Origin of the sequence: Variovorax sp. PAMC26660 (assembly GCF_014302995.1) — a bacterium.
Lineage (GTDB): Bacteria > Pseudomonadota > Gammaproteobacteria > Burkholderiales > Burkholderiaceae_C > Variovorax.
In genome coordinates, this window is the sequence record NZ_CP060295.1 from 2,338,776 (window position 1) to 2,361,509 (window position 22,734).

Sequence of the window (22,734 nt, forward strand, 5' to 3'; positions counted from 1 at the left end):
CCACTGAAAATGCGACCCCATGAAAATCGAAAAAGACACCGTCGTCACCATCAAGTACAAAGTCTCGGACGCCCAGGGCAAGCTCATCGAAGCCAGCCCCGAGCCGATGGCCTACCTGCATGGCGGCTACGAGAACACGCTGCCCAAGATCGAGGAAGCGCTCGATGGCAAGGAGAAGGGCTACCAGACCGTGGTGGACCTCTCGCCCGAAGACGCCTTCGGCCAGCGCGATGAGGCGCTGGCGCGCAGCATCCCCAAGGCCGAGTTTCCGCCGGGCGTGAAGGTCGGCGGTCAACTGCAGGGCCGACTCGACGACGGCACCGAGCATGTGTTCACCGTGATGAAGATCAAGGGCCCGGTCGTGCTGCTCGACGGCAACCATCCGTGGGCCGGCAAGGCGCTGCGCTTCAGCCTGCAGGTGACGGACGTGCGCGCGGCGCTGCCAGTGGAAATCGAGCACAAGCATGTGCATGGGGCGCACGGGCACCACCACTGACCTGTAGCCTAGGTCATGGATTTCCCCAACGCTTCCAACATCTCCAGCGTTTTCGGCGTCGTCGCGCCCTTGCTCATCGGGGCCGCTTTTCTATGGGTTGTCTGGCGCACCGAATCACGCCATGTACTGATCAGCCGCCTGTGGCAGTTGGTTCATGGGAAGCAGGAGATTTCCGACCCGGAAGTCCGCGCATTCGTCGACGAGCAAACAAGCCTGATTTCATTTCGCATGTTTTCGGGCGTGCCGGTCACCAGCCTGGAGGCGGCGCACCAGCTGATTGAGTGGACGAAACTAAATGGGGTGCAGATGCGCACGTTGAGCGTGTGCGGAGAACTCTTCGATCCAGAGCTTCGCCAGATCAAGGTCCACAAGCTGCCGTCGCGGTTTTCTCAGGCTTGGAGACTCGTCGGACTTTTTACGGCGGTGACAATCGGCTTCGTCAGCGTGGTAAGCCTCTCCTCGTCGAAGCCGCTTCTAACGCTCAACAGCACACAGCGGCATTTCTGGGGGAGCGCAAATGAAGCGACGCCGTTTTGGCCTCTCACAGCGAACGCATTACGGGTCGCCGACTGCTCGCAAGCTGCGAGTGCGAATGCAGCGCGTACGATGTTCACTGAACAGGAGGTCGGCGTTCTTTGCGGCGTTCTGAAGTCAGAGACCGCTCCCGAATTCATGAGAAAGGCGCTGAGCGATCAGCGCTGGGCTTTGGTGATGTTGATTGTGTTCGCCCTGTGGCTTTCATGGATCGGCTTCTTTGCTTGGGCGGCCGGATTCGCCGCCCATAACCTCGCGAGGCGCCACATCGATCCATCGCTCCCAGGATCTCAGTTGATCTTGGATCTAGGCAGCTAGTCGCCCTTCTTCCAGAACCGCGGTGCCTCCTCAATCCCGCCCAGCGCCTTGCGGCATGTCTTCGCATGGACCGCATGCCTCGCGCTGAACCAGCCGACCGCAAACCACGCACGCCCATCGCGCGCCGCGGCTTCGCGGTAGAGCGCGAGCGCGACGGCTTCGTCATTGAACTCGCCCAGCGCGTCCTGCGCGGGGCGCAGGTGCTTCAGGTAGCGCTCGGCGGCTGACGACGACTTTCCCTCCGCGTCGAACAGCGGCGCGATGAACTCGGCGAGGTAGCGCAGGCGCTTGAGCCGCTTGCGCACGCGGTGCTGGCTTTCGGTGTCCAGTGACTCGAAGCGGGCACCGTCGCGCACAGCCTGTTTGTGCAGATGCTGCAGGCGCTTGCGCAGCAATCGGTAGGCGTCGTCAGCGCTCATCGGAGCGGGCACTGACGGGGTTTCGGGGGCTTCTTCGGCGTTGTGCGTCGGCGCGGCCTCCGCAGATCCGGCGGCCGTGAATCCGATCAGCGAAACCAGCACGCTTTGAAATGCCGGCGCACGCACCGCATCACCGGGCGACGGCCCACGGGCGGCCGTGTCGTCGCCAGCCAGCGGATCGAAGTCCGGCGCGCCCGCATCGCGCAGTTGCGGCTGCGCCAGCTTCACGACCTGTTCGCGGTCGCGCAGGGCGCCGAGCGCGCGGAAGGCGTCGACCAGCGGCGGCTCCCATTCACCGGCATCGAACAGGCCCGAGGCTACGTCGAGCCCCGCCAGTTCGCGCAGCGCGGTGCGCAGGCGCCGGATGCCGATGCGCAGTTGGTGGATCTGCTCTTCGTCGGTGCTGCCGGCCGCGATCTCGCTGGCATTGGGCAGCATCTGCGCCAGGCAGGACGCGACCACGGCCTGCTGGATGGCGCGGCCGTCGGGATGCTGTGTGGCGAAGCGCGGCGCCTCGGCTTTCACGGCGGGCACGATGTCCTGCGCGGCCAGCAGGCGCGCGCCGCGCTCGGCCTTCGAGACGGTGCTGAACCACAGCCCGTGCTGCTGTGACCAGCGGCGTGAGAGCGACACCAGCCCCTGCACATCGCCACGCTTGAGTTCCAGCTCCAGCTCGCACACGGGCGATTCGCGCTGCTCGGGCGTGCCCGCATGGGCGACGACCTTGCCGACGTCGAGCGCCATCTCCACGATCGCGCCGCCGGGCCCGCTGACGCGCACGTCGCGCGTGAGCCGCACGATGTCGGTCGATTGCCGCTCGACCAGCGGCGCGCCGCCATCGGCCAGCAGCTGGGTGAGCCGGTCGCCGACCGGCGTGCCCTGGTGACGTTGCGGATCGATATCGGGTGTCGCGCTGGCCGCACCCAGGTCGACGTTGTGCTCCAGCCGATGCAGCGCGTTGTCGCCCGTGGCCTTGACGGTCTGCACCCAGCGCCGCCCCTCCTTGCGCAGCCGCAGCACCATGCCGTGCGCGGCGAGCTGCTGGTCGGCGGTATCGAAATAACGGGCCTGCAGGCGGGTGCGGACCACGGTGCCGCGCCGCAAGGCGGCTTCGACGGCCTTCAGGCGGTCGGCGGGAATGCAGAACTTGAACTCGATTTCCATGGTGGCCATGATGCCCCGTCTTTTTCCCCACACCCTGACCGCGCAAGCGATTCAAAAATCATGTGGACGCCGTCCATTTTCTTTGATATCTTTTGTGGACGGCGTACACAAGACCTTGCAAAAACGCCGACTTCACCTTCATCGAACCAGGAAAACCTCATGGCCAACAAACAGATTTTCGTGAACCTTCCCGTCAAGAACCTCGACAAGACCAAGGCATTCTTTGCCGCGCTGGGCTACTCCTTCAACGCGCAATTCACCGACGCGAATGCCGCGTGCATGGTGATCGAGAAGGACAGCATCTTCGCGATGCTGCTGGTCGAGGACTTCTTCAAGACCTTCACCACCAAGAGCATCACCGACACCCGCACGAGCACCGAGGTGCTGGTGTGCCTCTCGTGCGAGAGCCGCGCCGAGGTCGATGCGATGGTCGCCAAGGCGGTGGCCGCCGGCGGCACGGTGCCGCGCGAACCGCAGGACTACGGCTTCATGTACGGCCACGGTTTCCAGGACATCGACGGCCACCTGTGGGAGCTGATGTACATGGACCCGAACGCCGTCGTGACGCACCAGAACCCGTGACGCCACGCGGCTGAAGACCCCGAACGATGCCCATCGTTCCATACGCGCTCTTCACTGTTGCACGGACGGTGCCTACCGGAAGGCGCCGCCGCCCCGATATTCCATCCACTGGCACGGCATCATTGGCCGCGCCCCACCCGGAAAGGAATAGCAGCATGTCCGACAACAACAAGAGCCCCATCGTCCAGATCGCACCCCTCGGTTTTCCGTGGCAGACGATCGACCCGTTCCTGTTCTGCGTCTATCACGACGACGCGTACCCGAAGGCCAATGGGCAGATGGGACCGCAGGCCTCGCTGGCCGGGCGCCAGATCGGCCAGGACTTCAGCCGCAAGGACGGCTGGAGCATGTACCACGGCGACACGGTGCCGGGCTTTCCCTCGCACCCGCATCGCGGCTTCGAGACGGTGACCATCGTGCGCAAGGGGCTGGTCGATCACTCCGACTCGCTGGGCGCCACCGCGCGCTTCGGCGGCGGTGATGTGCAGTGGCTCACGGCCGGCAAGGGCATCGTGCATTCGGAGATGTTCCCGCTGCTCGACGCGGGCGCGCCGAATCCGCTGGAGCTGTTCCAGATCTGGCTGAACCTGCCGGCGAAGAACAAGATGGCCGAGCCGCACTTCACCATGTTCTGGTCGGATGCGATCCCACGCTTCGCCTCCGACGACGCGAAGGGCGGCCGCACCGACGTCGCAGTGATCGCGGGCCGCCTGGGCGACGCCGCCAACGGACAAGACCCGATCCAGCCGCTCGCACCGCCGCCCGACTCGTGGGCTTCGCAGGCCGATGCCGACGTGGCGATCTGGACCATCAAGATGACGCCCGGCGCCCAATGGACGCTGCCCGCCGCCACGGGCGAGGGCACGCGGCGCATGCTGTATTTCTTCAAGGGCGCGGTGGCGCACATCGCCGGCCAGCGTGTGGAAGGCCCGGCCGCCATCGAGCTGCGCGCGAATGCAGACGTGGAAATTGCCAACGGCAACGACGAAGCCAGCGAGTTCCTGGTGCTGCAGGGCCGCCCGATCGCCGAGCCGGTGGCGCAGTACGGCCCCTTCGTGATGAACACGCAGGCCGAGATCAGCCAGACCATGGCCGACTACCGCCGCACCCAGTTCGGCGGCTGGCCCTGGGACGATTCGGCGCCGGTGCACGCGCACGATGCGGCGCGCTTTGCGCGGCATCCGGGCGGGCGCGAGGAAATTCCTGCGGCTTAGGCGCGCGTCAGAACGTCTTGAGGACTTCGACGCTCAAGGCGGTCATGCTGGGAATGAACTCGATCACGTCGGTGCGTGCGACGCCGTTCTGCACGAACGGATCGCGCGCAAGCACGGCGTCGAGCCCGTCCCGATCGCCGGAGCGCGCAAGGATCACGCCGCCCTTGCGCGGCACCTGTCGACCCGAGGCCACGAACAGGCCGCTGGCGTAGTGCTTCTTGAGCCAGGTGAGGTGCGCGTCCATCAGCGCGTCGAGTTCTTCGAGCGGGCGGATGTAGGTGAGGGTGACGATGAACATGGCGGGATCGCGGGTAGTGCGGAAGCCCCGATCCTATGGCCTGAGCAGGGCGACTGCCGGGCGCGTGTGTGTCTGGCAGGTAACTGTGCCTACGGCGGTTGACCCGGCGTCGTGCTTCGCCTACACGCCGCCGACGAGCACCGACGCCACCAGCCACACATTGGCCGCGCTGATCGCGCCGAACAGCAGCCACGCCAGCCCCTTCCGCACCGGCCCATTGGCAAAGCCGCCCATCATCTGGCGGTTGCTGGTGAAGCGGATCAGCGGCCACATCGCGAACGGCAACTGGAAGCTCAGCACCACCTGGCTGAGCACCAGCATCTTGCCCACGCCACCATCGCCGAACCACCAGACGCCCAGAAAGGCCGGGCCCAGTGCGAGCCCCCGCGTGATCAGCCGGCGCTGCCAGCACGGGATCTTCAGGTCCAGAAAACCTTCCATGATGAGCTGGCCCGCGATGGTGCCGGTGAAGGTCGAGCTTTGCCCCGAGGCCAGCAGCGCAATGCCGAACAGCGTGGCCGCGAGCGCGCTGCCGACGATGGGCTCGATGAGGCGGTAGGCATCGTCGATCTCGGTCACTTCGCGGTGGCCCGTGGCATGGAAGGCACTGGCCGCCAGCACCATGATCGCCGCGTTGACCAGCAGCGCGAGCGACAGCGACACCACCGCGTCGAGCGTGCAGAAGCGCACCGCCTCGTGCCGGGCCGCATCGGTGTCGGCGATCAGCCGCGTCTGCACGATGGACGAATGCAGGTACAGGTTGTGCGGCATCACGGTCGCGCCGACGATGCCGATGGCCAGGTACAGCGCGCCCGGCTGCTGCAGCCGCTCCAGGCTGGGGCCGAAGCCCATCGCCACGCCGAACCAGTTGGGCGGGGCCATTGCCAGCTCGACGATGAAGCAGCCGGCGATGGTGCCCACCAGCCCGAGCACGATGGCCTCGACGCGGCGAAAGCCCGCGCCCTGCAGGCCCAGCACCAGCAAGGTGTCGAAGGCCGTGATGCCGATGCCGACCGGGATCGACACGCCGAACAGCAGATGCAGCGCCAGCGCGCTGCCCAGCACCTCGGCGAGGTCGCAGGCCACGATGGCCAGCTCGGCACCGAGCCACAGCAGGCGGTTGACGCGCGGCGAGTAATGCGCGCGGCACGCACGCGCCAGGTCTTTCTGCGTGACCAGCCCGAGCCGCACGCACAGCGTTTGCAGCAACATGGCCGCGAGGCTCGCGAGCAGCACCACGAAGAGCAGGCCGTAGCCGAACTTCGATCCGGCCTCGATGTCGGTGGCCCAGTTGCCCGGGTCCATGTAGCCGACCGACACCAGCAGCCCCGGGCCCGCGTAGCGCAGCAACTTGCGAAAGAAGGGCAGATCCTGCGGCACCGCCACGCTGCCCTTGACCTCGGAAGGGCAGAAGGGCGCGGTGGCCTTGCGCGGCAGCGGGAAGAACATGCGGGCGATGATAGGGGCGCGTCGCGAATCGATGGGGCGGTGCGGTTGTCGCGGACCGGACCCACGCGCAAGCGCCCGATCTCTTAGATTCGACAGCCGTATCCATCTGTCTGTTCACCTACCTGCACCGGAGACTTTTTCAATGATCCACGTCCTTGCCGTCATCACCGCCAAGCCGGGCCAGCGCGCCGCACTGCTCGAAGCCTTCGCCGCCAACCGCGCGGCCGTGCTCGCCGAAGCAGGCTGCATCGAATTTGCCGCCACGGTCGATGCGCAAGGCGTTCCGCCGTCGAAGGCCAGCTTCGGCCCCGATACCTTCGTCGTGGTCGAGAAGTGGGAAACGCTGGCCCACCTGCAAGCGCACGCCGTGGCACCGCACATGGTGGCGCACAGCGCGAAGACGAAGGAACTGACGGCGGCCAAGCTGATTCACGTGCTCGAACCGGTCTGAGCCCACGCCCCGCTCGCACCCGCGCGTGCCTTCGCGCGCGGCGGGATGCGTGCTACCGTCGCGCCGGGGAGCAGGCATCACGCAGAGGAGGCCACCGGCATGGCGATCTTTCGTTCGCATGATTTCCGCTCGCGCGCTTTCGGCATCGCATTCGGCGTGCTGGCCACCGCCTTCCTGACGGCCGGTTGCGCACCACTCATGGCGCCGCCCTATGCGGCCGACTACGAAGCGCTCGACCGGCTCGAAGCCACCCGGCCCGGCATGGTCGCCGTCGCGAAGGCCCAACCCGTCGATCCGCAAGACAAGGTCAACACGCTGGGCCTGCGCCGCGCAAAGCTGGTGTCACCCAGCGGCAGCTTCGCGCAGTACCTCGAAGACGCGCTGATGCGTGACCTCGGCGAGATATCGGCCTATGACCCGAAGGCGTCGACACGCATCGCCGCGCGCATTCTGGTGAACGACATCGACCTGGGCATCGTCAACGGCACCGGGCGCATGGACGTCGAGGTGACCGTCACGCGCGACGCCACGCAGCGCCTGAGCAAGACCTACCGCGCACAGACCGCCTTCGATTCGAGCTACGCCAACATCGTGGCCGTGCCCGCCGGGCAGGCGGCGTATCCGCGCCTCGTGCGCGCCCTGCTGCGCGAGGTGTATGCCGACCCGCAGTTCGTGGCCGCCATCGGCCGCTGACGCCACAGGCCCGGAGGCACGAATGACGATGGGATCTTCTCTTCTTTGGGCAACGGTGCGGCTGGCAGCCACCACCGCGCTGGTGGCCCTGCTTGCAGGCTGCGTCCATCCGATCACGATGATCACCGAGACCGCGCCTCCACGGGCGCAGGCACACCTGATTCCGAAGAAGGTGGCCTACGTGATGACCGATGCCGAGCGCGATGTGGAGGTGATCACGCCCGGTGGCAGCGGCGACCGCGTGAGCTACTACCCCTACCGCGATCTGGAGAAGTCGATCCGCGATGCGCTGCGTGCGGTGTACCGCGACGTGGTGGTGCTGCGCACTGCCGGCGACGCGAAGGCGAACGAGGCCGCGGGCGTGTCGCTGGTGTTCACGCCGCGCATCAAGACGGACTCCAGCTCGACTTCTTTCATCAGCTGGCCACCAACGTCGTTCACGGCCGAGGTCTCGTGCGTGGTGACCGATGCCGCAGGTGCGGAGGTGACGCGCGTGCGCGCAACGGGCAACGGCACGGCGGAGTTCGGCGAGTTCAAGGGCGACTTCGGGCTGGCCGCGCGAAGGGCTGCGACGCGGTTGACGTCGCAGTTGAGCAGCGAGATTCGCAGGGACGAGAAGCTGCGTTGAGCTTCCCGTTCCCAGACATCAGTCCAGACGCTGGTTGATCACCCGTGCAACGAAATTCTCGAGCGACACGCGCACAGCTTTCTCCGTCGCCTTGCTCAGTGCTTCCGCGCCCGCGGGACAGTCGCCCTCTACGGACTCCTGGCCGAAGCCACGAACCGTCGTGGTTGCAAGCTCTCGCCCTTCAGGTGACACCGCAGTAGTCCTGATGGAGATTTCAACGCTCGCATCTGCAGTGGCGCCGAAGAAGCCTGGCTGAAAACGCAGCCGCGGATTGAAGTCATCGAGCGCGAAGGTGTAGAGGATCCCGTCCTTGCCGGACTCGCCGGAGGTCTGGACCGGCACCACCGACTGGTGCGCCGCAGAGACGGTCCGCACGATGGACGTCTTGATGGCAGGCCCCACGCTGAGGGGATAGTTGTGTGCGCCGCAGATCTGTCCTGGCTTGACGACTTTCTCGAGATTGGCCAGATCTCCGGACACGGCAACATAGGCCTTAGTCTGTTGAACCCTGTCGCGACGCACTTCGTACGCCGCCGACGTGCTCCCGACTTCTGCTCTGTGGGCACAGCCAACCATCAAGAAGGCGCCTACACCGATGCAAACCAGTTTTCTAATCACTCGTTTCTCCTCGTAAGAAATTGTTATTCGATTCTAGGAGGCGTTCGAACGTCAGTGGACCGCTCATGAAAAAAGCGCCCTCGGGCGCTTTTTTTGTTTGAGCCGCGAAGTCTTACTTCGACACGACCTTCACCATCTCCAGGCACTTGTTCGAGTAGCCCCATTCGTTGTCGTACCAGCTCACGAGCTTCACGAAGGTGCTGTCCAGTGCAATGCCGGCTTCGGCGTCGAAGATCGAGGTGCGCGGGTCGCCGCGGAAGTCGGTGGCAACCACCTTGTCTTCCGTGTAGCCCAGCACGCCCTTGAGCGCGCCTTCGCTCTGTGCCTTCATTTCGGCGCAGATTTCCTTGTACGTGGCTTCCTTCTCGAGCTCGACCACGAGGTCGACCACCGACACGTCGGAGGTCGGCACGCGGAAGCTCATGCCGGTGAGCTTCTTGTTGAGCTCGGGGATCACCACGCCCACAGCCTTGGCGGCGCCAGTGCTCGACGGAATGATGTTTTCCAGGATGCCGCGGCCGCCGCGCCAGTCCTTGTTGCTCGGGCCATCCACCGTCTTTTGCGTGGCGGTGGCAGCGTGCACGGTGGTCATCAGGCCGCGCTTGATGCCCCACTTGTCGTGCAGCACCTTGGCCAGCGGGGCCAGGCAGTTGGTGGTGCAGCTGGCGTTGCTGATGATGGCTTCGCCGGCGTACTTCTTGTCGTTCACGCCATAGACGAACATGGGGGTGTCGTCCTTCGAGGGTGCCGACAAGATGACCTTCTTGGCGCCCGCGTCGATGTGCTTCTGTGCCGTTTCCTTGGTGAGGAACAGGCCGGTGGATTCGAGCACGATGTCGGCGCCGACTTCGTTCCACTTCAGTTGCGACGGGTCGCGCTCTTGCGTCAGGCGGATCTTCTTGCCGTTGACGATCAGCGTGTTGCCTTCAACAGTCACTTCGCCCTTGAAGCGGCCATGCACCGAGTCGTACTGGAGCATGTAGGCCAGGTATTCGGGCTCGAGCAAGTCGTTGATGGCAACGATTTCGATGTCGTTCTTGAAGTTCTGCACCGCTGCGCGCAGCACGTTGCGACCGATGCGGCCGAAGCCGTTGATACCGAGTTTGATAGCCATCTGACTTGCTCCTGAAGGTTGAAAACTTGTTGTGAACGAACGGGAAGAAGAAACGCCTGCCGCGACTCAGCCGCGCAGCGCGGCTTCGACCGTGGCAGCGACGTTCTCTGCCGTGAATCCGAAATACTTGAACAGCTCCGGTGCCGGTGCCGACTCGCCGTAGGTGTCGATGCCGACGACGGCCGCACAGCCGTACTTCCACCAGCCGCCAGTGCAGCCCATTTCGACGGCGATGCGCGGCAGCTTCTTGGGCAGCACGGCCTTCTTGTAGGCGATGTCCTGGCGGTCGAAGGTGGTGGTCGAGGGCATCGACACCACGCGCACGGCGATCTTCTTTTCGGCCAGCAGCTTCTGCGCGGCCAGTGCGAGCTGCACTTCGGAGCCGGTGGCAATGATGACGGCAACGGTCTTCTTGCTCTTGAGGCCGACGGCTTCAGGCTCGGACAGCACGTAGGCGCCGCGGCTGATGTCGCCCAGCTCCGACTTCGCGGCGTAGGCGATGTTCTGGCGGCTCAGCAGCATGGCGGTCGGGCGCGTCTGGTTCTGCAGCGCCACGGCCCAGGCCACGGCGGTTTCGGCCGTGTCGCCCGGACGCCAGACGTCCAGGTTCGGGATCAGGCGCAGCGACGCGGCGTGCTCGATCGACTGGTGCGTCGGGCCGTCTTCGCCCAGGCCGATGGAGTCGTGGGTGAACACGTGGATCACGCGGCGCTTCATCAGCGCGGCCATGCGGATGGCGTTGCGGCTGTAGTCGCTGAAAGTGAGGAAGGTGCCGCCGTAGGGGATGTAGCCGCCATGCAGCGTCACGCCGTTCATGATGGCCGCCATGCCGAACTCGCGCACGCCATAGTTGATGTGGCGGCCGATGGTGCCGTGCGGTGCTTCGGCCGGCGCAGCGGGTGCGGCTTCGTCTTCGGCGCCTTGCTTGGCTTCCACGGCCGGCATGCTCATGACCACGGCGCCGGTCTTCGGATCGAAGCGCAGGGCGGGCGTGCTCTTGGTGTTGGTGAGGTTGGAGCCGGTCAGGTCGGCGCTGCCGCCGAGCATTTCGGGCAGCGCGGCCGTGAAGGCTTCGAGCGCGAGCTGGCTGGCCTTGCGGCTGGCCACAGTCTCGGCCTTGGTGTGGGCGGCGACCACGGTGTCGAAGGCGACCTGGTGGAAGTTCTTGGGCAGCTCGCCCTTCATGCGGCGGGTGAACTCGGAAGCGAGTTCGGGGAACGCAGCGGCGTAGGCGGCGAACTTGTCGTTCCAGGCGGCTTCGATCTTGGCGCCTTCGGCCTTGTGGTCCCAGTCGGCGTACACGTCTGCCGGGATCTCGAAGGGCGCGTAGTGCCAGTCGATGGCGTCGCGGGTCAGCTTGATTTCTTCGGCGCCGAGCGCTTCGCCGTGTGCCTTGGCGGTGCCGGCGCGGTTCGGGCTGCCCTTGCCGATGACGGTCTTGCAGTTGATCAGCGTGGGCTTGTCGGTCGATTGCTTGGCCTTGGCGATGGCCTTGGACACTTCCTTGGCGTTGTTGCCGTCGATCGGGCCGATCACGTGCCAGCCATAGGCATGGAAGCGCTCGGCCACGTTGTCGATGTACCAGGGCTTCACTTGGCCGTCGATGCTGATGCCGTTGTCGTCATACAGCGCGATCAGCTTGTTCAGGTGCCAGGCGCCGGCCAGTGCGCAGGCTTCGTGGCTGATGCCTTCCATCATGCAACCGTCGCCCAGGAAGGCGTAGGTGTGGTGGTCGACGATGGCGTGGCTCTTGCGGTTGAACTCGGCGGCGAGCAGCTTCTCGGCCAGCGCGAAGCCCACGGCATTGGTGATGCCCTGGCCCAGCGGGCCGGTGGTGGTTTCGACGCCCGGGGTCACGTCGACTTCGGGGTGGCCGGCGGTCTTGCTGTGCAGTTGGCGGAAGTGCTTGATTTCTTCCATCGGCAGGTCGTAGCCGGTGAGGTGCAGCACCGCGTACAGCATCATCGAAGCGTGGCCGTTCGAGAGCACGAAGCGGTCGCGGTCGAACCAGTGCGGGTTGGCCGGGTTGTAGCGCAGGTGGTCGCCCCAGAGTGCGACGGCCATGTCGGCCATGCCCATCGGTGCACCCGGATGTCCGGAGTTTGCTTGTTGGACGGCATCCATAGCCAGCGCGCGGATCGCGTTGGCCATCAGGGCTTCGTTTGCCATGGGCATGGGACTTTCGGGGGAAAAGGGTGGGAGGGGATAGGGGGGAACCCGCGATTTTACCGGGCGAGCCCAGGCCGGCGCCGATACAGGCCCAACACCCCGCTGATGTTCTTGTGCGGCAGCCGGACTGCTAGAGTTGCCACCCATGCATGGGCTGCACCTCACCGCCGACCTCCACGACTGCCAATGCGGTCTTCAATGGCTCACCGACAGCGCGGCTTTGGGCGCGGTCTGCGCCAAGGCCGTGTCGGCCTCCGGACTGCAGGCGGTGGGCAAGCTGGTCCACGCGTTTCCGGCCACCTCGCAGGGGCCGGGCGGCGTCACGGCCACGCTGCTGCTGGCCGAATCGCACCTGTGCATTCACACCTGGCCCGAGCAGCGCGGCGTGACGCTCGACGTGTATGTCTGCAATTTCAGCGGTGACCATTCGGCCAAGGCGCACGCGCTGATGGACGGGCTGATCGCGCTGTTCCAGCCCCGTCACAGCGAACGCAACGAGCTGCAGCGCGGCCGCGTCGCAGCGTGAATGAAGCTCGCCCCCAGGCTCCGCGCACTTCGTGTCGCTTCTCCTACCCCCTACCGGGGGCAACACCTGAGGCCCGGCAAAGCCGGTTCCTCGGTGTTTCACGAAAAGACCGATCCGTGAACATGGCTTCGACCTCCGTGCGCGCCATGATCCTCGCCGCCGGCCGAGGCGAGCGCATGCGGCCGCTGACCGACACCACGCCCAAGCCGCTGCTCGAAGTGCGCGGCAAGCCGCTGATGCAGTGGCCGATGGAGGCGCTGGCCGCGGGCGGCTTCACCGAGCTGGTGGTCAACACGGACTGGCTGGGCGCGCAGGTTTCGAGCCGTTTCGGCCCGAAACCTTTGTTGAATGGTCACTCGGCGCTATCAATTTCATACTCCGACGAGGGCCGCGACTTCGGCGGCGCACTCGAAACGGCGGGCGGCATCGTGCGCGCGCTGCCCCTGCTGGGCGATGTGTTCTGGGTCGCGGCCGGCGACGTGTTCGCGCCGGACTTTGCCTTCACGCAGGTGTCGGTCGATCGCTTCATCGCCAGCGGCAAGCTCGCGCACCTGTGGCTGGTGCCGAATCCGGCGCACAACCCAAAGGGCGATTTCGGCCTGTCGCCCGAGGGCCTTGCGCTCAACGACACGGCCGACGAGAAGTTCACCTTCTCGACCATCGGCCTGTACCGCGCCGCGCTGTTCGCGCCGCCGTACTGCAGCATCCCGCCCGGCAACCCGGCGGGACTCAAAGCCCCGTTGGCGCCGATCCTGCGCGCCGCGATGGACAATGAACAGGCAAGCGCCGAGCTGTACACCGGCCCCTGGACCGATGTGGGAACGCCCGAACGACTCGCCCAACTGAACACGCCAAGATGACCTCAGCAGACACCACCACGATCTACGCCGAGCGCCGCGCGCGCCTCGCTTCGCAACTGGGCAAGGACGGCATCGCGATCATTCCGACCGCGCCCGAGCGCGCTCGCAACCGCGACACCGACTTCCTGTACCGGCACGACAGCTACTTCTACTACCTGACCGGCTTCACCGAGCCCAACGCCTGGCTGGTGCTGGCAGGCGACGGCCGTGCCACGCTGTTCTGCGCGCCGAAGGACCTGGAACGCGAGATCTGGAACGGCTATCGCCTCGGCCCCGACGCGGCGCCCGCAGCGCTGCGCGTCGACGAGGCCTTCTCGGTCGACGACCTCGACGCGAAGCTGCCCAAGCTGCTTGAGAACCGGGCGACCGTGTGGTTTCCGTTCGCCATCCACAAGGGGCTCGAAACCCGCGTCGACGGCTGGCTGCAGTCGGTGCGTGCGCGCGTGCGCTACGGCGCGCTGTGCCCCGAGGAGCAGCGCGACCTGTGCGGCCCGCTCGACGAGATGCGCCTCTTCAAGGACGCGCACGAGCAGGACATCATGCGGCGTGCCGCGCAGATCAGCGCCCGCGCCCATGTCCGCGCAATGCAGCTCTCGGCCCGCATGCTGCGCGAGGGCAAGGACGTGCGCGAGTACCACCTCGACGCCGAACTGCTGCATGAATTCCGCCTGGGCGGCTCGCAATACCCCGCCTACGGCTCCATCGTCGCGGCCGGCGCCAACGCCTGCGTGCTGCACTACAGCGCCGCCGCCGTGCCGGTGCGCAAGGGCGAGCTGGTGCTGATCGACGCCGGCTGCGAACTCGACGGCTACGCCAGCGACATCACCCGCACCTTCCCGGCCGATGGCAAGTTCAGCGGCCCGCAGCGCGCGCTGTACGACCTCGTGCTCGCGAGCCAGGACGCAGCAGCCGCTGTCACCAAGGCTGGCAACCGCTTCAACGACCCGCACGATGCAGCCGTGAAGGTGCTGGCGCAGGGCATGCTCGACCTGGGCCTGCTCGACGCCGACAAGGTCGGTGGCGTGCAGGACGTGATCGACTCGCGCGCCTACTTCCAGTTCTACATGCACCGCACCGGCCACTGGCTCGGCATGGACGTGCACGACTGCGGCAGCTACGTCGAGCCCACGCAGGTCGGCGAAGTGAGCGAGCGAAAAGATCCGCTGTCGAACGAGGTCATCAAGAACCGGCCGAGCCGCATCCTGCATCCCGGCATGGTGCTGACGCTGGAGCCCGGCATCTACGTGCGCCCCGGCGACGGCGTGCCCGAGCAGTTCCACCACATCGGCATCCGCATCGAGGACGACGCGATCGTCACCGCCACCGGCTGCGAACTCATTTCGCGCGGCGTGCCGGTGAAGGCGGACGAGATCGAGGCGCTGATGCGAGCTTGACGGCCCGCTGCGACACCGGCGGCGGCGCATGCCGCGCCTGCAGGAAGTCGATGAACACCCGCAGCTTGCGCGGCATCTGCGCGCGGCTCGGGTGGTACAGGTAGAAGCCCGGAAAGGTCGGCCACCAGGGCTTGAGCAGCGGCACGAGGCGGCCGCTCTCGAAGTCGTCGCGCACCGCGCCCTCGAAGGCCGAGGTGATGCCCGCACCCGCGCGGGCCGCCGCCAGCAGCACCTCGCTGTCGTTGCTGATCAGCGGACCCGACAGCGCGATGTCCAGCACGCGCCCGTCCTGCGCGTATTCCCAGCGATAGAGGCCGCCCGTGGTCAGGCGGTAGTTGAGGCACCGGTGCTCGCGCAGGTCTTCCGGCACGCGCGGCGGCTTGCGGCCCTTCAGGTAGCGCGGCGAGGCAAAGGTGACCATGCGCAGCGGACCGCCCACCGGAACACCCACCACGTCTTGCGCCAGGCTTTCGCCGAGGCGGATGCCGGCGTCGAAGCCGCCTTCCACCAGCTCGACCAGGCGGTTGTCGCAGACCAGTTCGAGCGTGATGTCCGGGTAGGTGTCGGCGAAATCGCCCATGTGCGGGAAGAGCAGCAACTCGGCCGCGACGCGCGAGACGTTCAGGCGCAACAGCCCAGCAGGCTTGTCGCGCGCCTCGTCGATGCCTTCGACCGCCTGCGCCAGCGCGGCAAGCCCCGGACGTGCGCCATCGAGGAACTGCTGCCCCAGCTCGGTCACGCCGACGCGCCGCGTGGTGCGGTCCAGCAGGCGCACGCCCAGGCGCTGTTCGAGCGCGCGCACGGTCTGCGACAGCGCGGAAGGCGACACGCCCAGTTCTTGCGCCGCGCGCGTGAAGCTGGCGTGATGCGCCACCCGCGCAAAGGCGGCGATGGCGGGAAGCAGTTCAGGTGACATGAGGTTCATTATGAAGACAGGCTTCACAAAGCATCCATCCTGATGGGCTTTTTCCAAGGCAATGCCGCGACTACCTTCGAGGCCTTGGCGATGCAGCCGCACCGCCGCACCTCGAAAGGACATTCACCATGAAGCTCGACAACTACCTCACCCTCGGCCGCTCGGGCCTGCGCGTCAGCCCGATGTCGCTCGGCACCATGACCTTCGGCAGCGACTGGGGCTGGGGCGCCGATGCCGGCGAATCGCGTCGCATGTTCGACGCCTACGTGGACCGTGGTGGCAACTTCATCGACACCGCCAATTTCTATACCAACGGCAGCTCCGAAAAGCTGCTCGGCCAGTTCATTGCCGGCAAGCGCGATTCGGTCGTCGTGGCCACCAAGTACTCGCTCAACATGCAGCCGGGCAACCCCAACGCAGGCGGCAACCATCGCCGCAACATGATCCGCTCGGTCGAAGCGAGCCTGCAGCGGCTGGGCACCGACTACATCGACCTGCTGTACCTGCACATCTGGGACAACCTCACGCCCATCGACGAAGTGATGCGCGCCTTCGACGACCTCGTGCGTTCGGGCAAGGTGCTCTACGCGGGCATCTCCGACACGCCGGCCTGGCAGGTCGCACGCATGCAGACGCTGGCCGACCTGCGCGGCTGGGCGCCACTGGTGGCGCTGCAGATCGAACACAGCCTGATCGAGCGCACGGTGGAGCGCGAGCTGCTGCCGATGGCGCACGAGCTGGGCCTGGGCGTGATGGCCTGGTCGCCGCTGGGCAGCGGTGTGCTGACGGGCAAGTACACGCGCGCCGACCTCGGCCACACGCAGAGTGCCGAAGCGGGGGTGACCGGCACGCGCAAGGACGTGGCGGCCGGCAATGGCGCGCTGCAGCCGCGCTCGCTCGACATCGCGGATGTCGTGGCGCAGATCGCGAAGGAGCAGGACCGCTCGCCGGCACAGATCGCGCTGGCGTGGCTGCTGCATCGCACGGCACCGACGGTCATGCCGATCATCGGCGCGCGCACCTTCGCGCAGTTCGAGGACAACCTGGGCGCGCTCGATGTGGTGCTCGACAGCGATGCGCTGCAACGTCTCGATGCGGTGAGTGCCGTCGCCAAGGGCTTCCCGCACGACTTCATGGCGCTGCCGATGACGCAGGGCGTGCTGTCGGGTGGCAGCTCGGTGCGGCGCCCGGCGTGAGGCGATTGAAGGTCGTGGTGATCGGCGCGGGCGGCACCATCGGCCGCGCCGTGGTGGCGGAACTCGGCAAGCGCCATGAGGTGATCGCGGTCTCGCGCCACGGCACGCAGCTGCTGCGTGTCGATCTCGACGTGCCGGCCGCCATCGATGCGCTGTTCGACGCAGTGCCCGACATCGATGCCGTCGTGTCCACCGCGGCCAGCGTGCCGCTCGCGCCCTTCGGCACGCTGTCGGACGAAGGGCTGGCGCAGGCGCTGCACGCCAAGCTCTTCGGACAGATCGCACTGTTGCAACGCGCGGCGACACGCCTGCGTGAAGGCGGTTCGGTCACGCTGACCGGCGGCCGCTTCGACGGCGTGCTGCCGGGCGGCAGCGCGGGCGCACTCGCGAACGCGGGCCTGGAAGCCTTTGTGGCGCAAGCCGCGCCGGAGTTGCCGCGCGGCTTGCGCGTGAATGTGGTGGCACCCGGCTGGGTGCAGGAGACGCTGGACGCGCTCGGCCTGCAAGGGCCGAGGGGCACGCCGGTGCACGAGGTGGCGCGGCTTTATGTAGCGGCGGTGGAAGGCGCGATGAGCGGGCAGGCCCTGCGCATCATCACGTGACGTCAGGTGAGCAAGGCCGCGAGCAACAGATAGAGCAGCAGGCCGAACAGCGCGATGGCCGCTGCCGCGAATCCGATCCAGTGAAAGCGGCGCGGCGCCCAACTCAGCAGGCCGACCGTGGCCGCGGCCGCCGCCGTGAGCGAGCCAAGCCACAGCACCCAACCGATCGTGCGGCCGGAGGCCTGCAGGCTGGCGCCGAGCGACAGGCACAACAGCACGGTGCCGCCCAACTGCAGCCAGCGACGCCACGGCCCCGGCGTGCTGCCGCGTCCGAAGACGTCTTCGCTGTGACGGTCCATAGCGAGGCTCAATGCGCAGAAGCCGGCAAGCGATGCGGCGAAAACCAGTCCGAAAAGCAGCGAGTTCATCGCGACCTCACGAGCCCTGGCTCGAAGTAGCGAGCCCCGGCGGCGCTTGTTTTTTGGCCGCCTGTGCTGCGGCGGTCTTGCGGCGCTTGCGCTCCACGAGCCAGACCGCACCCGCAAGGCCAAGGCCCAGCGCCATCACGACCAGGTCGAAACCCGCCACCGCGCTCGGACCCGCGCGCAGGCTCACCGTCAGCGGCGCCGGACCGGTGAACGCATTGAGCACAGGCAGCAGCGCGAACAGCAGCGCGCCGAGCGCCAACTGTGCCTGCCACATGCGCAGCGTCGGCCGCAGCAGGCCCAGCACGGCCGTCGCGCCCCAGACGATGAAGAACCAGCGGATCTCGGCCTCGCCGCGATCGGCCACATCGAGCGGCAACAAGCGGTTGGCCCAGAAGAACGAAGCCATCGCCACGGGCAGGCCGGCCACGGCGCCGAGGTTGAGCCCGTCGACCAGTCGCAACCCGAAGCCGATGCGCCCGCCCTGCTTGAGCGTCTTGGCGAACTTCTGGCGCTCCTTCACGGCCCACAGCAAAAGTCCGGTCGCCACCATCAGGCAGCCCGCGAGACCCGAGAGGAAGAACAGCGCACGCAGCAGCGGATCGGCGAAGCGCCCGATGTGCAGCCCGTAGAGCACGCCGCGCGTTTCGGCGGCCGGCCTGGTCGCGTCACCGAACGCGCCGATCAGCGCGCCGGTGGCGCCGTTGAACTGCATCGACGGTTGTTCGTACGAAAGTTGCGGCCCTTCCGCGCGCGTGATCGACACCACGGAATTCGCGTCGTTCGGCAGGTGCACGGTGATGCGGCCCACGGCCGCGCCGTTCCAATGCGCGGAGGCCTGCGCGACCATCGGTGTGATGGAGGCGAGCGGCACCTTGTTGCCCGAGGCCTTGAACTGGTCGCGACCGCCGCCCGGGAAGGCTTCGGAGAAGAACGCCTGTTCGCCGCCGCGGTCCTTGTAGGCCACCTGCGGGCCCCACGGCATGTACATGAACATCAGCGTGACGAGGCCGGTGTACGTGATCATCAGGTGATAGGGCAGTGCCAGCACCGCCGTCACGTTGTGCGCGTCGAGCCACGAGCGCTGGCCCTTCTTGGGGCGGAAGGTGAAGAAGTCCTTGAAGATGCGCTTGTGCGTGACGATGCCGCTGAAGATCGCGACCAGCATGAACATCGCGCAGAAGCCCACGATCCAGCGCGCCCACAGCGCAGGCATGTAGTGCAGGTCGAAGTGCAGGCGGTAGAAGAACTCGCCACCGCGCGTCTCGCGCGCAGCGGTCATCGCCTGGCCCGTGGCCGGATCGAGCATCGCGCGATCGAAGCGACGGCGTCGCTCGACCGGCGCCGAGCCAGGCGGCGGCGGGGGCTTGAGCCACAGCACGCTGGTCGACGGCTCGCGCTCGGTCGGCAGCGTGATGAACCAGCGGGGGGCATCCGCGCCGCGCTGCTGCAGGAAAGCCACCGCGGCTTCGGCCGTCTTCGCCTGAGACACCGGGGTCTGCGTGATGGCATGCAGCTCGGGCTTCATCCAGAGCGTGATCTCGTCCTTGAAATACGAAGCGGTGCCGGCCGCGAACACCATGAACAGCACCCAGCCGACCAGCAGGCCCGACCAGGTGTGCAACCAGGCCATCGACTGGCGAAAGCCTTCCTTCATGCGCGGCTCCCGGTGATTCGGATGAGCAGCAGCAACAGCAGGCCCAGCGGCACTGCGGCAATGGCCAGACCAGACCACGCGCGCCATGCGGTGCGCGCGGCAAAGACCCACATCACTGCGAGCGCGAACACGATGAAGGAGGCCAGCGTGCCGGTCATCGCGGCTTCGCTGCGGGCCATGCCGAAGGCAGCGGGCAGGCACAGCGCGAGCACGGCGGAAGAGAGTGCCGCAACGCCGTAGCCGCCAGCGATGGCGGCGATTGCGCGCGAAGCCACGCTGAGGCGATAGCGAACGCCGGTAGTCACGACGCGCGCCGGACGGCGCACGAGGTCGTTCGGGAATTCATGGAAAGGGAAAAAGATCAACAAAATGAGAATGATACTCATCTTTGTTCTGATCATTTTCGAGCAACCAGCAAGCGACGCAAGGGTTTGCGGAAGCTCACCATCTATGGCTTGCCACGCTTGCTTGGAGTGGCCGCGTCTTCGGTTGATGCCGTGCTTTACTCACGGGTGAAGCGGGTGAAAACAGATGTTTCCGCACCCAAATCACTTGCCCTGTCTTTTTTGCCGCCCTTCAAGCCGGTCCGGCTGGTCTCCATTTCCCGAGGGTCCGCTCCCACCGATAGACACGCCGTCCGATCTTCATCACACGCCCCTGTTCTGGTGACTGCGATGGAAAGTTGACCTGTGCAGCCCATGCTGCAGCAGAGGTCCGCATGCCGGCCGCGCCCACAGCCCCCAGGAGGGATGTAGCGGAGGAACGTGCAGCGATGCGCCAGGTGGAAGCACCGGAGGCCAGGATGATCCGACTCCCGACAGCTTCAGCCCGCGCCACAGCAGCGGCGGCGCCGGTTCCGCTAGCGTACGCAGCTCCTGCGCCCGCCGCATACAGCGCGAGACGAGCGGCACCAGACGCATCGTTGTAGCGCCGATGCGGGGGTAACAGGGCTGCGAATGGGCCTGTGCCAAGGGGGTTAGCTGCAAACATACCTACCCCGGCCAGCCCGTCGTGACGTCATAGGTGTCTAGGTCGGCTGCGGTCAAGGTGTCGATGGCGGCGTGATGCCCGCGCTCGGCCGTGAAGCACGCCTGCACATGCCGGGCGACCGCGCTGGCCACCTCGGTGATCTGCTCGATGGACAGGGTGACCCACCCGCTGTCGGCCTTGAAATCGACGCTCTGGATGCCGCTGGTCTGGGCATTCACGATGACCGAGGCGATTCGGTCCTGATCGGACTTGCCGGTGAGAACGCGGATGCCGGTCAGCGTGATGCCGCCCGTTTCGCACTGCCAGCGCTTCGCTGTCGCGGCATCCTTCAGCGCCGCCCGGCGCTGCTCAAGTGTCGGCCCAGGAGGCTTCTGCGGAACGTTGCCCGGAATGGCGCACCAGTCGAGAAAGCGCTGGTATGCAGGGCAGTCTTCGACGATGGGAATCCAAGTTCCGTCGAGGTCGATATGGGTGTCATGCTTGATGTACATCAGAGCCTCGCGTCTGCGGTGTAGTGGAGCGTCATGCAACTGGCCACTGGCGGGGACGTGGCGACTTGAATCGAAACAAAGTTCGGAGCGATGTACGGGGTTCCAAAGCCGATAGCCGCGAAACTCCCGCCCACCGATTCGTCATAGATTGATCCTACGGCGCCGGTGGCGGGGTTGTAGACCGTGAACGCCGGCGTCGTCCACATCGCCGGAGTGAAGTCGATGGAGAACACCGCGTAGTTGCCGCCCGGCGTATATGCCGCTGGGGTGATTTCTCGCCCGATCTGCGTCACAGTGCCCGGCGCCGCGCCTTGGTAGCTAGTGCGGAAATACTCCCGGCACTCCCACCAGTCTTCGAGGGGCAGCTTGTTCTCGTAGATCGTTGGGATCGTGCCGGGCTCGAACTGCACGTTGGTCAGCGTGCCGGTGCTGAACTCGACCGTTAGGTTGGCCGCAGCAGCGACGCTGGCCGCCGCCACCATGTTGGAGGCATATGCGCCAGTGCTGATACGCCCCTTTGCAGTCCCTGTCCAGCTCATGATGTAGTTGCCGCCGTCGATCTTGCGGCCGTGGACCACCTGCTGCAACGTGCCTGCGGTGATCGTGATCGTGGTGAGGTTGCCGACCTTGGCGAAGGTATAGGTACAGCCGCCGGCACCGGCCTTCCATCCGTCGTGTCCATACTTCCCGGCCGCAAGCACGACGACGCCCGTCTTCGCCTCCTGGTTGACCACGAATCGACCGTTGATCAGCAGGTTGCGATAGTTGATCGTTCCGATCGCCAGGGCGTTGCGCCAGTCCTGCTGCAACTGATCGTTGTTGGGTGCGAGCACCGTCAGCGAAACCTGTTTGAAGCCGGCCGCGAAATCGACCAGCGCGTCGGCGTTGCTGGAGCCAATCACCGTTGTGCGCGTCAGCGTATTGATGGCGCTGTAGGTGGCGCGCCCATATTCGTACTGCCCACTGGGGCGCCCCAACGGGTCCACCGACTGGATCAGGTAGTGGCAGGTCGAGCCGATGGCAAGCGCTGCGGCGAAACGGCGATAGCTCGCCACCGCGCCGTCGAGCGCCATCGAGCCCACCCCCGTGGAGACGGACGTCTCCAGAATCCGGTTCTCGAAGATGTTTGCCATGCTCAAACCCCGTCGTCGTCGGTCACGAGCGTCAGCGTGGTGGAGTTCAGAAGGCGCGGCGTGTCGCCCCAGCCCACATTGAGATTCGGCGTCACCGTGCCGCGCATGTAGACCATGCCGGCGCCGGCCGCCAGTTCGCCCACGGTGAAGTGCGTCACGTTGCCGCCACCCACATTCGTGACCATGCCGGGAAACTCAACAGGAGCCACGGGCCGCACCACGTTGCCCACGATGCTCCAGCCACCCGCTGTGCGCATCACCTCGACGCGCGCGTACTCGGGGTATGCCAGCTCGGACACGGACTGCTTGCCTGCTGCGCCGGGGTTTCCGGTGTGCAGCGCCATGTACAGGCGATCTTTAGGCGCGGCCGTCGCGTTGCTCGCGATGCCGGCGATGGCTGTCCCTTGAAAAATCAGCTTGGCCAGGGCGGCCGCGAAATCATTGCTCATTGCCATCT

General features: G+C 66.2%; 25 protein-coding genes. 12 read left to right on the plus strand and 13 right to left on the minus strand.

The window, feature by feature from the left end; genetic code table 11:
• Positions 1-19: 19 nt before the first annotated feature.
• Complete coding sequence (locus tag H7F35_RS11335; RefSeq protein ID WP_187112955.1) at positions 20-496, plus strand: peptidylprolyl isomerase; 477 nt, start codon at positions 20-22, stop codon at positions 494-496.
• 15 nt (positions 497-511) lie between these two features.
• Complete coding sequence (locus H7F35_RS11340) at positions 512-1,348, plus strand: DUF6216 family protein (protein ID WP_187112956.1); 837 nt, start codon at positions 512-514, stop codon at positions 1,346-1,348.
• Here the strand turns inward: H7F35_RS11340 and H7F35_RS11345 are convergent.
• Positions 1,345-2,940 (minus strand): CYTH and CHAD domain-containing protein, encoded by a 1,596-nt coding sequence (locus H7F35_RS11345; RefSeq protein ID WP_187112957.1) that lies wholly within the window; start codon positions 2,938-2,940, stop codon positions 1,345-1,347. The genes H7F35_RS11340 and H7F35_RS11345 overlap by 4 nt on opposite strands.
• Before the next feature lie 150 nt (positions 2,941-3,090).
• Here H7F35_RS11345 and H7F35_RS11350 point away from each other — a divergent pair, with 150 nt between their 5' ends.
• Positions 3,091-3,513, plus strand: a complete 423-nt coding sequence (locus tag H7F35_RS11350; protein WP_187112958.1) for a VOC family protein — start codon at positions 3,091-3,093, stop codon at positions 3,511-3,513.
• Positions 3,514-3,668: 155 nt separating this feature from the next.
• Positions 3,669-4,727, plus strand: coding sequence for a pirin family protein (locus H7F35_RS11355; protein ID WP_187112959.1), 1,059 nt, complete (start codon positions 3,669-3,671; stop codon positions 4,725-4,727).
• A gap of 7 nt (positions 4,728-4,734) precedes the next feature.
• Here the strand turns inward: H7F35_RS11355 and H7F35_RS11360 are convergent, their stop codons facing one another.
• Complete coding sequence (locus tag H7F35_RS11360; RefSeq protein ID WP_187112960.1) at positions 4,735-5,025, minus strand: YciI family protein; 291 nt, start codon at positions 5,023-5,025, stop codon at positions 4,735-4,737.
• A 120-nt stretch (positions 5,026-5,145) separates the two neighbouring features.
• A complete protein-coding gene (locus H7F35_RS11365; protein WP_187112961.1) occupies positions 5,146-6,474 on the minus strand; it encodes an Nramp family divalent metal transporter in 1,329 nt (442 codons plus the stop codon).
• 142 nt (positions 6,475-6,616) lie between these two features.
• Between H7F35_RS11365 and H7F35_RS11370 the strand changes: the two genes are divergently transcribed.
• From H7F35_RS11370 to H7F35_RS11380, 3 genes are all read left to right on the plus strand, one after another.
• Complete coding sequence (locus H7F35_RS11370) at positions 6,617-6,925, plus strand: putative quinol monooxygenase (protein ID WP_187112962.1); 309 nt, start codon at positions 6,617-6,619, stop codon at positions 6,923-6,925.
• 99 nt (positions 6,926-7,024) lie between these two features.
• Positions 7,025-7,618 (plus strand): hypothetical protein, encoded by a 594-nt coding sequence (locus tag H7F35_RS11375; RefSeq protein ID WP_187112963.1) that lies wholly within the window; start codon positions 7,025-7,027, stop codon positions 7,616-7,618.
• 22 nt (positions 7,619-7,640) lie between these two features.
• Positions 7,641-8,246 (plus strand): hypothetical protein, encoded by a 606-nt coding sequence (locus H7F35_RS11380; RefSeq protein WP_261803603.1) that lies wholly within the window; start codon positions 7,641-7,643, stop codon positions 8,244-8,246.
• An 18-nt stretch (positions 8,247-8,264) separates the two neighbouring features.
• On the opposite strand, the gene H7F35_RS11385 is transcribed toward H7F35_RS11380, so the two are convergent.
• From H7F35_RS11385 to H7F35_RS11395, 3 genes are all read right to left on the minus strand, one after another.
• Entirely contained in the window at positions 8,265-8,726 is a 462-nt protein-coding gene (locus H7F35_RS11385; protein ID WP_187112964.1) for a hypothetical protein, read from the minus strand.
• 250 nt (positions 8,727-8,976) lie between these two features.
• Entirely contained in the window at positions 8,977-9,978 is a 1,002-nt protein-coding gene (gene gap / locus H7F35_RS11390; RefSeq protein ID WP_187112965.1) for a type I glyceraldehyde-3-phosphate dehydrogenase, read from the minus strand.
• Between the two features lie 66 nt (positions 9,979-10,044).
• On the minus strand, positions 10,045-12,147 hold the full coding sequence (locus H7F35_RS11395) for a transketolase family protein (protein WP_187112966.1): 2,103 nt from the start codon (positions 12,145-12,147) through the stop codon (positions 10,045-10,047).
• Between the two features lie 145 nt (positions 12,148-12,292).
• Between H7F35_RS11395 and H7F35_RS11400 the strand changes: the two genes are divergently transcribed.
• The 3 genes from H7F35_RS11400 (at position 12,293) to H7F35_RS11410 (ending at position 14,927) form a co-directional block, all read left to right on the plus strand.
• A complete protein-coding gene (locus tag H7F35_RS11400) occupies positions 12,293-12,673 on the plus strand; it encodes an S-adenosylmethionine decarboxylase family protein (protein ID WP_187112967.1) in 381 nt (126 codons plus the stop codon).
• A gap of 146 nt (positions 12,674-12,819) precedes the next feature.
• On the plus strand, positions 12,820-13,533 hold the full coding sequence (locus H7F35_RS11405) for a nucleotidyltransferase family protein (RefSeq protein ID WP_187114244.1): 714 nt from the start codon (positions 12,820-12,822) through the stop codon (positions 13,531-13,533).
• Entirely contained in the window at positions 13,530-14,927 is a 1,398-nt protein-coding gene (locus tag H7F35_RS11410; protein WP_187112968.1) for an aminopeptidase P N-terminal domain-containing protein, read from the plus strand. The genes H7F35_RS11405 and H7F35_RS11410 overlap by 4 nt, the downstream gene beginning before the upstream one ends.
• On the opposite strand, the gene H7F35_RS11415 is transcribed toward H7F35_RS11410, so the two are convergent.
• On the minus strand, positions 14,869-15,843 hold the full coding sequence (locus H7F35_RS11415; protein ID WP_187112969.1) for a LysR family transcriptional regulator: 975 nt from the start codon (positions 15,841-15,843) through the stop codon (positions 14,869-14,871). The genes H7F35_RS11410 and H7F35_RS11415 overlap by 59 nt on opposite strands.
• A 128-nt stretch (positions 15,844-15,971) precedes the next feature.
• Between H7F35_RS11415 and H7F35_RS11420 the strand changes: the two genes are divergently transcribed.
• Together H7F35_RS11420 and H7F35_RS11425 are read left to right on the plus strand one after the other, a co-directional pair.
• On the plus strand, positions 15,972-17,039 hold the full coding sequence (locus tag H7F35_RS11420; RefSeq protein ID WP_187112970.1) for an aldo/keto reductase: 1,068 nt from the start codon (positions 15,972-15,974) through the stop codon (positions 17,037-17,039).
• Positions 17,036-17,641, plus strand: coding sequence for a short chain dehydrogenase (locus tag H7F35_RS11425; RefSeq protein ID WP_222622017.1), 606 nt, complete (start codon positions 17,036-17,038; stop codon positions 17,639-17,641). The genes H7F35_RS11420 and H7F35_RS11425 overlap by 4 nt, the downstream gene beginning before the upstream one ends.
• A 2-nt stretch (positions 17,642-17,643) precedes the next feature.
• On the opposite strand, the gene H7F35_RS11430 is transcribed toward H7F35_RS11425, so the two are convergent.
• The 6 genes from H7F35_RS11430 to H7F35_RS11455 all read right to left on the minus strand — a co-directional run bounded on the left by H7F35_RS11430 (position 17,644) and on the right by H7F35_RS11455 (position 22,726).
• The gene (locus H7F35_RS11430; RefSeq protein WP_187112971.1) at positions 17,644-18,009 is read right to left on the minus strand and encodes a DUF3325 domain-containing protein; all 366 of its coding nucleotides are present in this window, start codon (positions 18,007-18,009) and stop codon (positions 17,644-17,646) included.
• A 7-nt stretch (positions 18,010-18,016) separates the two neighbouring features.
• Positions 18,017-19,663: a PepSY-associated TM helix domain-containing protein gene (locus tag H7F35_RS11435; RefSeq protein ID WP_187112972.1), complete on the minus strand. Its 1,647-nt coding sequence runs from the start codon at positions 19,661-19,663 to the stop codon at positions 18,017-18,019.
• A complete protein-coding gene (locus H7F35_RS11440; RefSeq protein WP_187112973.1) occupies positions 19,660-20,049 on the minus strand; it encodes a DUF3649 domain-containing protein in 390 nt (129 codons plus the stop codon). Before H7F35_RS11440 ends, H7F35_RS11435 begins: the two co-directional genes overlap by 4 nt.
• A 606-nt stretch (positions 20,050-20,655) precedes the next feature.
• Complete coding sequence (locus tag H7F35_RS11445) at positions 20,656-21,144, minus strand: DUF4376 domain-containing protein (RefSeq protein ID WP_187112974.1); 489 nt, start codon at positions 21,142-21,144, stop codon at positions 20,656-20,658.
• Positions 21,144-22,277: a hypothetical protein gene (locus H7F35_RS11450; protein WP_187112975.1), complete on the minus strand. Its 1,134-nt coding sequence runs from the start codon at positions 22,275-22,277 to the stop codon at positions 21,144-21,146. Before H7F35_RS11450 ends, H7F35_RS11445 begins: the two co-directional genes overlap by 1 nt.
• 2 nt (positions 22,278-22,279) lie before the next feature.
• On the minus strand, positions 22,280-22,726 hold the full coding sequence (locus H7F35_RS11455; protein WP_222622018.1) for a hypothetical protein: 447 nt from the start codon (positions 22,724-22,726) through the stop codon (positions 22,280-22,282).
• Positions 22,727-22,734: the final 8 nt, after the last annotated feature.

Excerpts from the sequence above, each read along its gene's own strand:
- H7F35_RS11335 (WP_187112955.1), top strand. The coding sequence starts at position 20 with ATGAAAATCGAAAAAGACACCGTCGTCACCATCAAGTACAAAGTCTCG.
- H7F35_RS11340 (WP_187112956.1), top strand. The coding sequence starts at position 512 with ATGGATTTCCCCAACGCTTCCAACATCTCCAGCGTTTTCGGCGTCGTC.
- H7F35_RS11345 (WP_187112957.1), bottom strand. The coding sequence starts at position 2,940 with ATGGCCACCATGGAAATCGAGTTCAAGTTCTGCATTCCCGCCGACCGC.
- H7F35_RS11350 (WP_187112958.1), top strand. The coding sequence starts at position 3,091 with ATGGCCAACAAACAGATTTTCGTGAACCTTCCCGTCAAGAACCTCGAC.
- H7F35_RS11355 (WP_187112959.1), top strand. The coding sequence starts at position 3,669 with ATGTCCGACAACAACAAGAGCCCCATCGTCCAGATCGCACCCCTCGGT.
- H7F35_RS11360 (WP_187112960.1), bottom strand. The coding sequence starts at position 5,025 with ATGTTCATCGTCACCCTCACCTACATCCGCCCGCTCGAAGAACTCGAC.
- H7F35_RS11365 (WP_187112961.1), bottom strand. The coding sequence starts at position 6,474 with ATGTTCTTCCCGCTGCCGCGCAAGGCCACCGCGCCCTTCTGCCCTTCC.
- H7F35_RS11370 (WP_187112962.1), top strand. The coding sequence starts at position 6,617 with ATGATCCACGTCCTTGCCGTCATCACCGCCAAGCCGGGCCAGCGCGCC.
- H7F35_RS11375 (WP_187112963.1), top strand. The coding sequence starts at position 7,025 with ATGGCGATCTTTCGTTCGCATGATTTCCGCTCGCGCGCTTTCGGCATC.
- H7F35_RS11380 (WP_261803603.1), top strand. The coding sequence starts at position 7,641 with ATGACGATGGGATCTTCTCTTCTTTGGGCAACGGTGCGGCTGGCAGCC.
- gap (WP_187112965.1), bottom strand. The coding sequence starts at position 9,978 with ATGGCTATCAAACTCGGTATCAACGGCTTCGGCCGCATCGGTCGCAAC.
- H7F35_RS11395 (WP_187112966.1), bottom strand. The coding sequence starts at position 12,147 with ATGGCAAACGAAGCCCTGATGGCCAACGCGATCCGCGCGCTGGCTATG.
- H7F35_RS11400 (WP_187112967.1), top strand. The coding sequence starts at position 12,293 with ATGCATGGGCTGCACCTCACCGCCGACCTCCACGACTGCCAATGCGGT.
- H7F35_RS11405 (WP_187114244.1), top strand. The coding sequence starts at position 12,820 with ATGATCCTCGCCGCCGGCCGAGGCGAGCGCATGCGGCCGCTGACCGAC.
- H7F35_RS11410 (WP_187112968.1), top strand. The coding sequence starts at position 13,530 with ATGACCTCAGCAGACACCACCACGATCTACGCCGAGCGCCGCGCGCGC.
- H7F35_RS11415 (WP_187112969.1), bottom strand. The coding sequence starts at position 15,843 with ATGTCACCTGAACTGCTTCCCGCCATCGCCGCCTTTGCGCGGGTGGCG.
- H7F35_RS11420 (WP_187112970.1), top strand. The coding sequence starts at position 15,972 with ATGAAGCTCGACAACTACCTCACCCTCGGCCGCTCGGGCCTGCGCGTC.
- H7F35_RS11430 (WP_187112971.1), bottom strand. The coding sequence starts at position 18,009 with ATGAACTCGCTGCTTTTCGGACTGGTTTTCGCCGCATCGCTTGCCGGC.
- H7F35_RS11435 (WP_187112972.1), bottom strand. The coding sequence starts at position 19,663 with ATGAAGGAAGGCTTTCGCCAGTCGATGGCCTGGTTGCACACCTGGTCG.
- H7F35_RS11440 (WP_187112973.1), bottom strand. The coding sequence starts at position 20,049 with ATGAGTATCATTCTCATTTTGTTGATCTTTTTCCCTTTCCATGAATTC.
- H7F35_RS11445 (WP_187112974.1), bottom strand. The coding sequence starts at position 21,144 with ATGTACATCAAGCATGACACCCATATCGACCTCGACGGAACTTGGATT.
- H7F35_RS11450 (WP_187112975.1), bottom strand. The coding sequence starts at position 22,277 with ATGGCAAACATCTTCGAGAACCGGATTCTGGAGACGTCCGTCTCCACG.
- H7F35_RS11455 (WP_222622018.1), bottom strand. The coding sequence starts at position 22,726 with ATGAGCAATGATTTCGCGGCCGCCCTGGCCAAGCTGATTTTTCAAGGG.